This is a genomic window from Hyphomonas sp. BRH_c22 (assembly GCF_000961795.1).
Taxonomy (GTDB): domain Bacteria; phylum Pseudomonadota; class Alphaproteobacteria; order Caulobacterales; family Hyphomonadaceae; genus Hyphomonas.
This window is the reverse complement of sequence record NZ_LADU01000020.1, coordinates 1-13,473: the sequence shown is the minus strand read 5'-3', so window position 1 is coordinate 13,473 and position 13,473 is coordinate 1. Positions and strand designations below refer to the sequence as shown.

General features: G+C 63.0%; 14 protein-coding genes. 10 read left to right on the top strand and 4 right to left on the bottom strand.

From position 1 onward, the window contains the following. The first annotated feature begins 177 nt into the window (after positions 1-177). Positions 178-1,332, top strand: coding sequence for an acyl-CoA dehydrogenase family protein (locus tag VR74_RS03120; RefSeq protein WP_045694344.1), 1,155 nt, complete (start codon positions 178-180; stop codon positions 1,330-1,332). A gap of 14 nt (positions 1,333-1,346) precedes the next feature. Here VR74_RS03120 and VR74_RS03115 read toward each other — a convergent pair whose 3' ends face one another. After that, a complete protein-coding gene (locus tag VR74_RS03115; RefSeq protein WP_045694341.1) occupies positions 1,347-1,973 on the bottom strand; it encodes a sulfotransferase family protein in 627 nt (208 codons plus the stop codon). A 141-nt stretch (positions 1,974-2,114) separates the two neighbouring features. Here VR74_RS03115 and VR74_RS03110 point away from each other — a divergent pair, with 141 nt between their 5' ends. The 8 genes from VR74_RS03110 to VR74_RS03075 all read left to right on the top strand — a co-directional run bounded on the left by VR74_RS03110 (position 2,115) and on the right by VR74_RS03075 (position 10,201). Next, complete coding sequence (locus VR74_RS03110) at positions 2,115-2,690, top strand: NnrU family protein (RefSeq protein WP_045694339.1); 576 nt, start codon at positions 2,115-2,117, stop codon at positions 2,688-2,690. Positions 2,691-2,778: 88 nt separating this feature from the next. Further along, positions 2,779-3,141 (top strand): DUF805 domain-containing protein, encoded by a 363-nt coding sequence (locus tag VR74_RS03105; RefSeq protein WP_045694338.1) that lies wholly within the window; start codon positions 2,779-2,781, stop codon positions 3,139-3,141. Between the two features lie 42 nt (positions 3,142-3,183). Next, on the top strand, positions 3,184-4,020 hold the full coding sequence (gene panB / locus VR74_RS03100) for a 3-methyl-2-oxobutanoate hydroxymethyltransferase (RefSeq protein WP_045694336.1): 837 nt from the start codon (positions 3,184-3,186) through the stop codon (positions 4,018-4,020). A 69-nt stretch (positions 4,021-4,089) separates the two neighbouring features. Next, positions 4,090-4,851 carry a hypothetical protein gene (locus tag VR74_RS03095; RefSeq protein ID WP_299949454.1) on the top strand — a complete coding sequence of 254 codons (762 nt, stop codon included), beginning with the start codon at positions 4,090-4,092 and terminating at the stop codon, positions 4,849-4,851. Then, a complete protein-coding gene (locus VR74_RS03090; RefSeq protein WP_045694335.1) occupies positions 4,848-6,197 on the top strand; it encodes a PQQ-like beta-propeller repeat protein in 1,350 nt (449 codons plus the stop codon). The genes VR74_RS03095 and VR74_RS03090 overlap by 4 nt, the downstream gene beginning before the upstream one ends. A 49-nt stretch (positions 6,198-6,246) precedes the next feature. Next, on the top strand, positions 6,247-7,773 hold the full coding sequence (der, locus tag VR74_RS03085) for a ribosome biogenesis GTPase Der (RefSeq protein WP_045694333.1): 1,527 nt from the start codon (positions 6,247-6,249) through the stop codon (positions 7,771-7,773). Positions 7,774-7,909: 136 nt separating this feature from the next. Then, entirely contained in the window at positions 7,910-9,049 is a 1,140-nt protein-coding gene (locus VR74_RS03080) for a zinc-binding dehydrogenase (protein ID WP_045694331.1), read from the top strand. 114 nt (positions 9,050-9,163) lie between these two features. Further along, complete coding sequence (locus VR74_RS03075; RefSeq protein WP_045694329.1) at positions 9,164-10,201, top strand: hypothetical protein; 1,038 nt, start codon at positions 9,164-9,166, stop codon at positions 10,199-10,201. On the opposite strand, the gene apaG is transcribed toward VR74_RS03075, so the two are convergent. Together apaG and metZ are read right to left on the bottom strand one after the other, a co-directional pair. After that, positions 10,198-10,614, bottom strand: a complete 417-nt coding sequence (gene apaG / locus VR74_RS03070; protein WP_045694328.1) for a Co2+/Mg2+ efflux protein ApaG — start codon at positions 10,612-10,614, stop codon at positions 10,198-10,200. The genes VR74_RS03075 and apaG overlap by 4 nt on opposite strands. A gap of 24 nt (positions 10,615-10,638) precedes the next feature. Next, positions 10,639-11,841: an O-succinylhomoserine sulfhydrylase gene (gene metZ / locus VR74_RS03065; RefSeq protein WP_045694326.1), complete on the bottom strand. Its 1,203-nt coding sequence runs from the start codon at positions 11,839-11,841 to the stop codon at positions 10,639-10,641. A gap of 64 nt (positions 11,842-11,905) precedes the next feature. Between metZ and VR74_RS03060 the strand changes: the two genes are divergently transcribed. After that, positions 11,906-12,922, top strand: a complete 1,017-nt coding sequence (locus VR74_RS03060; RefSeq protein ID WP_045694325.1) for a 2'-deoxycytidine 5'-triphosphate deaminase — start codon at positions 11,906-11,908, stop codon at positions 12,920-12,922. On the opposite strand, the gene VR74_RS03055 is transcribed toward VR74_RS03060, so the two are convergent. Beyond that, a partial coding sequence (locus VR74_RS03055) for a Fe2+-dependent dioxygenase (protein WP_045694323.1) occupies positions 12,919-13,473 on the bottom strand: 555 nt, incomplete at its 5' end. The two genes, VR74_RS03060 and VR74_RS03055, sit on opposite strands and share 4 nt — an antisense overlap.

The window sequence follows — 13,473 nt, the reverse complement described above, 5'->3', positions numbered from 1 at the left end:
GCGCAGATCATGGCGGACATGATACTGGACGGGAAAACCAGCGCGCTTGCCGAGGCGTTCAGCCCGGCCCGGTTTGCCGCTGCGACGGCCTGACGCCGGGGCCTCGCTGGACGTGCGGGCCTGGCGCGCCTAAGTCTCCATCCACGCAGGAGGAAACACATGCACCAGATTGCCCCGATGAGCGAAGACCAGATGGCCATCAAGGACGCTGTCGCCAAGACGATTGCACCGTTCGACGACGACTACTGGGGCAAGACGGACGAGACCGGCGACTGGCCCGAAGCCTTTTGCGACGCGATGGCCAAGGGCGGCTGGCTGGGCATTGCGTTTCCGGAAGAGTATGGCGGTTCGGGCCTCGGCCTGACGGAAGCCGCTCTGATGATGCAGACGGTGACGCGCTCCGGTGCAGGCTATTCCGGCGCGTCGGCAATCCACCTCAATATTTTCGGGCCGAAGCCGCTGGAGAAATTCGGCACCGAGGAACAGAAGCAGGAAAACCTGCCCAAGATCATCTCGGGCCAGGAGAAGATGTGCTTTGCCGTGACCGAGCCGAATTCGGGCCTCGATACGTCTTCGCTGGAAACCAAGGCCGAGCGGACGAACAATGGCTATGTCATCAATGGCCGCAAGATATGGACGACGGGCGCGCAGCGGGCCGACAAGATCCTGATCATCGCGCGCACGACGCCGAAGGACCAGTGCGCCAAGCCGCATCTCGGCCTGTCGCTATTCTATACTGATCTCAACCGGGACAGGATCGAGGCCAACCCGATCCCGAAAATGGGCCGCAAGGCGGTCGAGTGCAACACGCTGTTCATTGACGGGCTGGAAGTGCCCAAGGAACACCTGATCGGTGAGGAAGGCGCAGGTTTCAAATACCTGCTGCAGGGCCTGAACCCGGAACGTGTGCTGTTCGCCGTGGAGAGTGTGGGCCTCGGCTTTGCTGCGCTGGAGCGGGCTGCGCGCTATGCTCAGGAACGCGTCGTCTTCGGCCGGCCCATTGGCCAGAACCAGGGCATCCAGCATCCGCTGGCGCGCAGCTGGGCGGAACTGTCGGCGGCGGAACTGATGGCGTACAAGGCGGCGTCCCTGTTCGATGCTGGCCAGGAGTGCGGCGCCGAGGCGAATGCGGCGAAATATCTTGGTACGGAGGCTGGCTTCACGGCATGCGAAACAGCCGTGCTGACGCATGGCGGCATGGGATATGCCAAGGAATACCATGTCGAGCGAATGATGCGCGAAGCCATGCTGGCACGGATTGCTCCGGTCAGCCGGGAGATGATCCTCAACTTCATCGCCGAACGCGTGCTGGGCCTGCCGAAGAGTTATTAGGGCCGGGAAAGCCTTTACAGATCGTCAGCCTTCTTCATGTGTTCGAAGAATTCTTCCTTGCTGTTGGTGCGCGGATAGGGCGTCTGCGGAACGGGCACGCCGAGGAAGGCGCAGAGCGGTTCCCAGCCATCTTTCGCCGAATGGACCAGCAGGCGTTCTGCCGGGATGGCGGCCTTTACCGCCGCTTCGTGCGCGTGAAAGGCGGCGATGATGGCATCCTTGTCCTTCGCTTCGCCAAAGCTGCGTTCCAGCACTTTGGTCACCATACGGAACCAGTCGACCGCCTGCGGCGGCCATTTCTCAGGCGCCCACACGGTTGCGAGGATGGTTTCGGAGATGCTGTCATACCAGCTTTCGGCCGATCGGGTCGAGAGGATGATCTTCGCGTCAGGGTAAGCTTCTGCCAGTTCTTTCCAGAAGGCGGCTGACGGCCAGTCCACGGCAGAATTGTAGCCGTCATAGATTGCGCAGAAATCCGGTTTGCCGGCCAGCGCGTCATTCCAGAGCGGTACCTGAACGGCACCATTCCCGATCACTTCAATCATGTGATGGCATGGCCCCAGGCCGAGCTGTTCGAGTGCCAGTTTCAGCGACATTGTGCCTGTGCGCCCGAAACCGGCGCTGATTACGGATAGTGTCATTATGTTCCTCCCACGCCCGATAGCGGGCCCCGGAGGCAGCCTACGTCAAAGGAGGGGCAGATCAAGGTGTTTCGACGCGAACGGCTTCCCCATGGCGACGGATCAGACTAGGCTTGGCAAAAGCCTTGGGAGGGCACGTCCATGCTTTATCTGATCCTCGGTCTCGTGATCTTTTTCGGGGCCCACCTGTTTACCACCTTCCGGTCGCGGGAGGCGGGCAGGGATATCAAGACGAAGCTGGGCTACGGGCCGTATATGGGGCTTTACAGCCTTGTCTCGCTCGCCGGATTTGTCCTGATCTGCTGGGGCTTCATCGCAACGCGCGATGCGGGCATCCTGTATGTCGCGCCGAGTTGGGGCCGGCATGTGAACCTGGCGCTGATGCTGCCGGCGCTGATCCTGCTGGTGGCGTCGCAACTGCCGACGGGGGCCATCAAGAAGGCTGTGAAGCACCCGATGCTGGTCGCAGTGAAGCTGTGGGCCTTCGGGCATCTGCTGGCGAATGGTGAAATCAATTCGGTCATCCTGTTCGGCAGCTTCCTTGCCTATGCCGTGATCGACCGGATTGCGGTGAAGAAGCGCGGCGACAATGGCCCCGGCCCGGACGCCAGGATATCTGTGATATCCGATATCGGCGCGGTTGTGGTGGGGCTGGGCCTGTATGTGGCCATCCTGTTGTGGCTGCATCCGATCCTGTTCGGCGTGGCGGTCATGTAGGGCAAGCGGCTGCAACGATCCGCAAACCTATTGCTGCCAAGAGTGATTGCCGGTCCAGCGCACAGGCGTTCCAGGGAGTGACCTTCACATGACTTATGACTTCAACCACGCGCTGACCGTGTTCGTGGACACGGTGATGAAGCAGTATGCAGACTTCGAAGGCCGGACCAGCCGGCGGGATTTCTGGCACTATGTCTCGATTGCCGTGTTGATCGCCCTGGGGTTCAATATCCTGTCGATGATCCCGTACCTGGGCGCGATTTTCAGCCTGGTCGGGCTGCTGGTGAGCGTAGCCCTGCTGGTGCCGGGCATCGGTATCAGCATCCGGCGGATGCACGATATTGACCAGAGCGGCCTGATGGTCCTGATCCCGATCTACAATATCTACCTGGCCTGCCAGCCGGGCACCACCCGCACCAACCGGTTTGGCCCGGAACCCCGGAAAGCGTGAGCCTGCTTGCCGTCGCGGCGTGGTCAGGTTAAGTCGCGGCCCATGTCGAAGCAAACAGAGACCCGCCGCAAGACCGTCAAGGATATTGCCGCCGCCAAGGGCAAGACCCCGCTTGTCTGCCTGACCGCCTATGACGCGCCAACCGCGCGCCTGCTGGACCCGCATTGCGATGTGCTGCTGGTGGGCGACAGCCTCGGCATGGTTGTCCATGGGCTGCCATCGACCGTCGGCGTGACGATGGAGATGATGATCCTGCACGGCCAGGCGGTCATGCGCGGTTCGGAACAGGCCTTTGTCGTGGTCGACATGCCGTTCGGTTCCTATGAGACAAACAATGATTCCGCCTTCCTGAATGCCGCGCGCATCATGAAGGAAACTGGCTGCCAGGCGATCAAGATCGAGAGCGGCACCTATGCGGCGGGCCAGATCGCCCACCTTGTGGAACGCGGCGTTCCGGTCATGGGCCATATCGGCCTGCGCCCGCAGGCGATCAATGTCGATGGCGGTTTCCGGGCCAAGGGCCGCACGACCGGCGAGCGCGACCGCGTGATCGCCGAGGCCCGCGCGGCGGATGAGGCCGGGGCCTTCGCCATTGTCATTGAAGGTGTGGCCGAGGACCTTGCAGCCGAGATTACGGCCGAGGTGGGCTGCCCGACCATAGGAATCGGCGCATCCGCTGCCTGTGACGGCCAGATCCTCGTGACGCATGACATGCTGGGCCTGTTCGACTGGACGCCGAAATTCGTGCGCCGCTATGCCGATCTCAGCACCAGTATCAGTGAAGCGACGGCCGCCTATGCCGAAGATGTCCGCTCGCGCCAGTTCCCGGCCGCCGCCGAGACCTATGCCCTGCGAAAACCTGAGCCTGAACGGCGCTGACACGTTGCAGCGCGGACAACGCCCGTCTAGGTTCCTGACCGAGTCACCAAAGCCACTGGAGCGACTGAATTGAGCGATATTTTCGAAGAAGTCGACGAAAGCCTTCGACAGGACAAGATGGAGACCTGGTGGAAGCGCTACCAGGTCTTCGTCTATGGCGCCCTTGCGCTGGTTGTTGGCGCCGTTGCGGTGAATGAATTCGTCATCGTCCCGCGGGCCGAAGCCGCCCGTGCCGAGCGGGCGCTGGCGCTCGAAACAGCCCTGTCGGAGCTGCACAATGGCTCCTATGCGGCGGCCGAGACTGCCTTTGCTGACCTCGCCAATGGCGGCAGCAAACTGGCCCCGCTGGCAGCAAATTACCTTGCGCAGGTGCGCTATGAGGGCGGCGGAGACGCGGAAGGCGCCGCTGAAGCGCTGGCCGCCATCGGGGGCGTCGAAGGCGGCCCGTATGAGCGGGTTGCCTTGCTGAAGAAGGCCTATTTCAAGGCTGACGCCCAATCCATGACCGAACTGGAAGCCACGTTGGGCAGCCTTGTCGATGATGAAGGCGCGCTGGGTTCGCTCGCCCGCGAACTGATTGCGGCAAAGGCCTTTGCCACGGGGGACACGGCTCGCGCGCGCACGGAATTCAACCGTCTGCGCTTTGACGCGGCCGCGCCAGCGGGCGTCAAGCGGCGCGCCGAGCTGGCCCTGGCGGCCATTCCGGTGGCTGATACGACCGACGCGGCAGTCGATACCGATATCGATACCGGCACCGAAACACCTGAAACCGAATCCGAAGCGCCGGCTCCCGCGCCCGCCCCTGCAGAGTCCGAGGAGACTGGCCAATGAGCAAAACGCGTAATCTCGCCGCCGCAATCGTCATAGGTTCTGCGCTGGGCCTTTCGGCGTGCAACAGCCTGCCGAGCTTTGGCAACAGCAAGGCCAAGGAACAGGAAGCCGAGGACAAAGCGGGCCGGATCACCATGGTGCTGGCCGACGAGGCGATCAAGCCGAACCCGGAACTCGCGGCCGTGGAAATCGTGCTGCCGGAGCCTGAAACGGTTCAGGCCTGGAGCCAGTCAGGCGCCACGGCTGCAAAGGTTGTCGGCCACGTGACGGCGGCGCCGCAGCTGACGGTCGCCTGGCGCACCAATGTTGGCAAGGGGTCCGATCGGAAATCGGCCATCACGACGCCGCCTGTCACCAGCGAGACGACCGTCTATACGCTGGACGCAGACCAGACAATTTACGCGACCGACCTGAACACGGGCCGGACGCAGTGGAAGAAAAGCCTGAAAGGCACGACCAAGCGCGACAAGAGCGCCCTCGGTGGCGGTCTAGCCGTTGCAGGCGACACGCTGATCGTGGCCAGCGGGTTCGGCTTTGTTGCAGCGCTCGACGCAAGCAACGGGGCCGAGAAATGGAAGCAGGAAATGGGCGGGCCGATGACCGGCGCACCGACCATCAAGGATGGCCGCATTTTCGTCGCATCGAACAATAACGAGATTTTCGCCATGTCGCTGGCGACCGGCGAGACCGAGTGGAGCGACCAAGCGATTTCTGAATCGGCCCGCGTGCTCGGCAGTTCAAGCCCTGCGGCCGTGGAAGACTTCGTCATCGCGCCGTTTTCCTCAGGCGAGATCATCGCTTACCTTGCCTCCAACGGCCGCCGCCTCTGGACGGATGCGATCTCGCAGGCCGGACGGTTCACGCCGATCTCCGAAATCAACGACATTGGCTCGCGTCCCATCCTGTCGGGCGGCCTCGTGTTCGCGTCCAGCCAGTCGGGCGTGACCGTGGCCATTGATGGACGCAGCGGGACGCGTATCTGGGCCATCGCGACCGGCTCGACGCAGGCGCCCGCCCTGGCAGGCCAGTTCATGTTCATTCTCGGTGTCGATGACACGCTGTCGGCCGTCGACCCGGCGACGGGCGAGGCCTATTGGGTGACGACCCTGCCGAAGTTCAAGAACGAGAAGAAGAAGAAAAACCAGATCAGCTATTCCGGGCCGGTTGTCGCCTCAGGGCGGATCCTGATTGCGTCTTCTACAGGTGAACTACTTGCCTTTTCGCCGCAAACCGGGCAGCAGACCGGCTCTGTAAAGCTGGGGTCGACCACTTATCTCGAACCGATCGCCGTACAGGACAAACTGCTTGTCCTCACTGATGAGGCCAAGCTGATCGCCATCCACTAGGGCGCACGGCCCAAAAGCCCGCCCGTTAACCGCATGAACGGGCAGGCTTATGCCGCTTAAACTCGCTATTCTCGGACGTCCGAACGTCGGAAAGTCGACACTGTTCAACCGGCTTGCCGGCAAGAAGATCGCGCTGGTCGATGACCAGCCGGGCGTGACGCGAGACCGCAAGCAGGCAGAGGGCCGTCTCGCCTCGCTGCCGCTGATCCTGATCGACACGGCCGGCTATGAGAACGTCCACGATGGCAGCCTGCAGTCGCGCATGCGCGAGCAGACCGAAGCGGCGATTGCCGAGGCAGAGGTCGCGCTGTTCCTGATTGATGCGCGCGTCGGCGTGACGATCGAGGACCAGAGCTTTGCCGCGCTGCTGCGCAAGGCGAACATCCCGGTCGTGCTGGCCGCGAACAAGGCCGAAGGCAAGGCGGGACGCGACGGCCTGAACGAAGCGTGGGAACTTGGCTTTGGCGAGCCTGTGGGCCTGTCCGCCGAGCATGGCGAAGGCATGGCCGAACTGTACGACGCGATCCGCCAGGCGCTGGGCGAGGATGCCTTCGAAAAGGCGCTTGAAGAAGCCGAGCCGGACTATACGCATTTCGGCGGCGAAGACATTCTCGACAAGCTGGCGCATATCGACATTGATGACCAGACGCTGTCGGACGAGGACCTTGTCGCCGCCATCGAGGAAGCCGATGTCGATGTCGAGCAGGAACCGGTGCGTCCCGACAAGCCGATCAAGCTCGCCATCGTGGGCCGTCCCAATGCAGGCAAGTCGACGCTGATCAACCAGCTTCTGCAATCAGACCGCCTGCTGACCGGGCCTGAAGCGGGCATTACGCGGGATTCGATTTCCATCGACTGGGAATGGCAGGGCCGCCGCATCCGGCTGGTCGATACCGCTGGCCTGCGCCGCAAGTCACGCGTGCAGGAAAAGCTGGAGCGCATGTCGACTGGCGAAACCATCCGTTCCCTGAAATATGCGGACATTATTGCGCTGGTCATGGATGCCGATGAGGCCATGGAAAAGCAGGATCTACAGATTGCCGACCTTGCCCTGCGCGAGGGCCGGGGCATCGTCCTTGTGATTTCCAAGTGGGACCTCGTGAAGGACCCTGACGCGGCCGCCAAGCATATCCGCGACCTGTCCAACCGCCTGATGCCGAACGCCGGCGGCGCTCCCATCGTTTTCCTGTCCGGGCTGACGGGGCGGAATATCGAAAAGCTGATGCCGGCCGTTATCGATGTCTATTCCAACTGGACTGCGCGCGTGAAGACAGGCGACCTGAACCGTTGGCTGCGCCACACGGTCGAGCGCCATCCGCCACCGTCCGTTCACGGCAAGCGTATCAAGCCGCGCTACATGGCACAGATGAAGGCGCGGCCGCCCACCTTCGTGCTGATTGCCTCGCGCGGTGACCAGATGCCGGACCAGTACAAGCGCTATCTCGTGAACGGGGTGCGTGAGGCGTTCGACATGAACGGCGTGCCGATCCGGCTGTTCGTACGCCAGGGCAAGAACCCCTATGCCGACAAGGCCGCGCAGCAGCGCCCGTCCAAGCGATACAAGCCGAAACACTAGGTGCCGGGAGGGTGACCCTGCGTCATCCGGCGCGCCTAGGGTGTGATGCGATAAATTACAAGACTTGGACGCGGCCTCCCGCAATGTGTAAGCATGTGGAAAATCCACATCTGAAAATGCGCAAGGGAGAGACAAGATGGCGTCCAGCGTTCCGGCCAAGGGCCTGCAACTGAGATCACACGTAAAGTCCGGCGGCGAGCTGGAACTGTCCCTCGTCGAGGTGGATGTTCCGGCACCCGGCCCGGATGAAGTCATCGTCCGCGTCGAAGCCACGCCGATCAACCCGTCCGACCTTGGCCTCCTGCTCGGCGCTGCCGACATGGGTAGCGCGAAGGCTTCCGGCACCGCCGAGCGTCCCGTCGTGACCGCAAAAGTGCCGGCGGCCGGCATGCGCGCCATGGCGCCGCGCATCGACCAGTCAATGCCGGTGGGCAACGAAGGCGCAGGCACGGTGGTTGCGGCGGGGGCGTCGCCTGCGGCGCAGGCCCTGCTGGGCAAGACGGTGGCCGGCCTTGGCGGCGAAATGTACTCGCAATATCGCCTGCTCAACGTGGCCCAGTGCATGGCGCTGCCGGACGGTGCGACAGCGCGGGATGGCGCGTCCTGCTTCGTCAACCCGCTGACCTCGCTGGCGATGACGGAAGTCATGCGCATGGAAGGCCACACGGCCCTGCTGCACACGGCGGCCGCCTCGAACCTTGGCCAGATGCTCAACAAGATCTGCATTGCCGATGGCATCGACTTGGTGAACGTGGTGCGCTCGGATGCCCAGGAAAAGATCCTGCGGGACATTGGCGCAAAGCATATTGTCAATTCCACGTCACTCGGTTTCATGGACGACCTGATCGCCGCGCTGGCCGCAACGGGCGCAACGCTCGGCTTCGACGCCATTGGCGGCGGACCGCTTGCAGGACAGATCCTCGTAGCGATGGAGGCGGCAGCCAACCTGAACGCCAAGGAATACAGCCGCTATGGCTCGGCCACGCACAAGCAGGTCTATATCTATGGCCGGCTGGACATGAGCCCGACCACGCTGCCACCGGGTGTCGGCATGGCATGGGGCGTCGGCGGCTTCCTGCTGACACCGTTCCTGCAAAAGGTGGGCGCGGAAGGCCGGGCCAAGCTGCGCGCCCGCGTTGGCGCCGAACTGAAGACCACGTTTGCGAGCCACTACACGTCCGAAATCTCGCTGGCCGAGGCTTTGCAGCTTCCTGTCATCGAGGCTTACAACCGACGCGCAACCGGCGAGAAATACCTGATCAACCCGAACAAATAGGCCGGGTTACAAGGCTGCAGAATGTTGGTAAAAGCTGAGACGACACCCCAGACAGGGTGGTCGCGATTGCTGAAAGCCGGAATTTGTTAAACCTGGCGTGAAAGGAAGTGCGGAATGTCGTCCCTGATCCGGAGTCTGGCAATTGGCGGTCTGGCCCTTGCGGTGGTTGCGTGTTCCAAATCGCCCCCTCACCCTGTCCCGTCCGGGGAGGATGTGCAGTTACAGGCCTGGCGCCCGTTCGCAGCGGACAGCCCGTGGAACACGCCGATCCCGGCCAATGCCGTGGCCGATGAGGAGTCTGACGCGCTGATCGCGAGTTTCATCAGTGAAGGCGCCCTTTTCATCAATATCGATCAATGGTCGGTGCCCGTCTATTATATCGACATGGCCGAGACGCCGACCAGGGAAGTCTATGACCATTATACCGGTGTGTACGGGCGCGGGTTTGAGTGGCCGCGCGCCATTCCGATACCGGATGACATGGCGCGCCTGAATCCCAGTGCGGGATATATCGCCATTGTCGACAAGAACCGTGCGCTTGAATGGGACCTGAACCAGGCGAACAAGAACGCGAACGGGGTCTGGATGACCGGGTTCGGTGTGGTCACCAGTCTGCGTGGTTCTGGCGTGTCTGCGCCCTGGAACGAGGTTGAGCAGCCGAATGAGGCCGCCAGCGCGCTGCCGTCCGGTTTTCCGCTATCGGCAGGGCTGATCCGGTTGGATGAGATCAAGACAGGGCGAATCCCGCATGCCCTGATGCTGGCCAGCCCCAGCATACGGTCTGGCGAGTTTGTGCGGCCGGCGAGTACCGCGCGGCTGCAGTACACAGGCATGGCGCCGAGCGAGACCGGCCTGCCGCTTGGTGCACGCCTCCAGCTTGACCCCGACTTCAACATCGAATCGTCCGGTCTTTCGCCTTCAGGCAAGATCATCGCCCGGGCGTTGCAGACCTATGGTGCCTATGTCGGTGACCAGGCCGGCGCGAACGTGCTGTTTGCCGAGGCGGGCCCCGAACAGCTCGCCGAATGGCAAGGCCTGCTAAAACCCGATGAGCTGGCGTTTGTCTTTTCACCTGAGATGATGGCCCGGCACTTCCGCGTCATAGACATGGGTGACGTCCTGCCGGCCGAGCCCGTGCCTGCGCAGCCCTAGCTGGGCAGCGACGTGTCGTAGGGACTGTCGAGCGAGAAGACCGGGATGGTCGCAACGATCTCGAAACCGCTTTCGTCCCGCAGCTCGTAGGTGCCGCTCATCATGCCTGACGGGGCGGCCAGCGGGGCGCCTGACGTATAGCTGAAACGCTCGCCCGGCATCAGGGTGGGTGTCTGGCCGATGACGCCTTCGCCATCGACGGCCTGCATGCGGCCCTGGGCATCCACGATGCGCCAGTGGCGGCGCATGATGGTCCAGGTCTGATCGCTCTCATTCTCGACGTCGACCGTATAGGACCACATGAAGCGGCCGCGCGATGGCTCGGATTCGTCATGCATGAATTTCGGGCGCACGCGGATACGGACACCTTGCGTGATTTCTTCGTAGAGCGGGGGAGCGTGTCGACGAGCCATTGCGTGAAATTGATCTGAAATCGTTCACACACTGTTAAGGGCGCGAAGAACATCGAATTCCAGATCGTCGGCGTCCTCCAGACCGACCGAAAAACGTATCCAGCTGCGGTCGAGGCCCATGGCGGCCTGCTCTTCATCGGTCAGCGCGCGGTGGGTCGTGGTGGACGGGTGGCAGGCGAGGGACTTGGTGTCGCCGAGATTGTTGCAGATATCGACAAGTTCCAGCGAATTCAGGAACTTGAAGGCCGCATTCTGCCCGCCCTTGACCGACAGCGCGATCATGGTGCCGCCGCCTGACATCTGGCGTTTGTGGACCTCGTAATGCGGGTGGTCCTTGCGGTAGGGGTAGCGCACGGCGGCGGCATTCGGATGGGCCGCAATGGCGTCGGCGAGGCGCGCCGCGGTGGCGCTCTGGGCATCGACGCGCAGTTTGAGGGTTTCGAGGCCCTTCAGCACGACCCAGGCGTTGAAGGGTGCCGCAGCAGGGCCGATATGACGCAAGTACGGATCGTACACTTCTTCCATGTAGGCGGAATCGCAGAGGATCGCGCCGAGCATGACGCGGCCCTGGCCGTCCATGTGCTTGGTGGCGGAATAGACGACGACATCCGCGCCAAGTTCCAATGGGCGCTGCAGGATCGGGGTCGCGAACACATTGTCGACCACGAGCAGCGCGCCGGCCGCCTTGCACAGCTTCGCCACTGCCGCGATATCGACACCGTCGAGCAGCGGGTTGGCCGGGCTTTCGATCAGGACCAGCTGGCAGCCCTTGGCGATTTCCCGCTCCCAGGCGTCCAGGTCTGCGCCGTCCACGAAGACGGTCTCGATGCCGTATTTGGGCATCTGGTTGGCGATGATCCAGCGGCACGAGCCGAACAGGGCCGTCGCGGCCACGACGCGGTCGCCTGATTTCAGGGGCGCGAGAATCGCCGAGGAAATGGCGCCCATGCCGCTGCCCGTGACGCGGCAGGTCTCTGCGCCTTCGATCAGGGCGAGGCGTTGTTGCAGCATTTCGCAGGTCGGGCTGCCATAGCGGGAATAGACGAATCCCGGCTCGTCGCCCTTCATGCGGGCCATGGCCTGTTCGGCGCTGTCATAGGCATAGCCGGACGTCAGGTAGAGCGCCTCGGAGATCTCGCCATGTTCGGAACGCATCAGGCCGCCGCGCACCGCTTTGGTGGCTGGCTTCCAGCTGGCTTTGCCCGATCTGTCTGACCCGTTCGACATGCTGTTATAGTCCTTGTCTTTCCTGCATTGGGTCTTATGCCTGAGAGCACAAGGGGTGCAAGAGATGGTGCAGGAAACGGGCGTTTTGCCCGACCATGAAATCGAAGCGCTGGTGGCCGAAGGCGCGATCCGCAGCGACTTGCCGCTGGAGACCGGACAGGTCCAGCCGGCAAGCCTCGACCTGCGACTTGCCCAGGATGCCTATCGCCTGCGCGCAAGCTTCCTGCCGGGCAAGGACCGGTCCGTGGCCGAGATGCTGCAGGAACCGGGCGTGCACATGCACCGCATCGACCTGACCGACAAGGGCGCCGTGCTGGAAACGGGCTGTGTCTATCTCGTGCCGCTGCAGGAATCGTTGCGCCTGCCGGCCGGCATATCGGCGCGGGCGAACCCGAAAAGTTCGACAGGGCGGATCGACGTGTTCACGCGGCTGGTGACCAACCGGTCGAAGGCGTTTGACGACGTGCCGACCGGCTATTCCGGGCCGCTTTATCTTGAAGTCTCACCGCGCACCTTCCCGATCATGGTGCGCCCCGGCGACCGGCTGGCGCAGGTGCGGTTCAAGCGCAAGCGACCGGACGCGCTGAAGGAAAAAGTTGTTTCCATCGACCTGGAGCCGCCCGAAGGACAGCCGGCGGGGTATCGCGCCAAGCAGCATTCCGGCGTCGTGGACCTGCGCGGCATCGGCGCCCATGAGGCAGCCCAGTTCTGGGAGCCCGTCTTCCCGCGCCACGGTCGCATCGTGCTGAACCCTGAGGATTTCTACATCCTTGTCAGCCGCGAGACGGTGAAAGTGGCCGCACACGAAGCCGCTGAAATGGCGCCGATCGCCCCTGAACTGGGCGAGTTCCGGGCGCACTATGCGGGTTTCTTCGATCCGGGCTTCGGTGTGAACAAGGGCGGCAGCCGCGCCGTTCTGGAAGTGCGCTCGCGCGACGTGCCCTTCATCCTGGAACATGGCCAGCCGGTGGCCAAGCTGATCTATGAGCCCATGGCGGCCAAGCCTTCAGGCCTCTATGGCGGCAAGGGATCGAACTATCAGGGGCAGGGCCTGAAACTGTCGAAGCATTTCGCGCTTTAGGCCTCGCCCCAGAGGCGGATCAGGTTGGCAATGGATTTCGACAGGGTGAGGTATTCCGGCGAGCGCACATCATGCGTTTCGCTGAGCGTGGCGCGCAGGTTTTCAAGATCGAACAGGATTTCGCGGGCGGCCGCATCGCGGATACTGCTCTCGACCCAGCCGACGCAGACGATCCGCTGGCCGGACGTGACCTGGCAAACCTGGTGCAGGCTGGTCGAGGGATAGAGAACAAGGTCACCCGCCTGTGCCTTGGTGTGATGCGTCATCCCGGCATGGTTGATCTCCAGTTCGCCGCCTTCATAGCTGCCCGGGTCTGACAGGAAGAGCGTGAAGGACAGGTCTGTCCGAAGGCGTGCCTCACCCGTTCCCATGAACGGATTGTCGACATGCAGGCCATAGGTGCCGCCTTGCTGCGTGCGGCTGACGAGGAGCGGGGAGATGCGCCGGGGCTGGGCGGCGGCGGTGAAGACGGGGTGGGCGCGGATGGCCTCGCCCAGCATGTCGCGCAGCCGGGCGCCGGTGCGGGAGGTGAGGTCGGCCTGCTCATTATG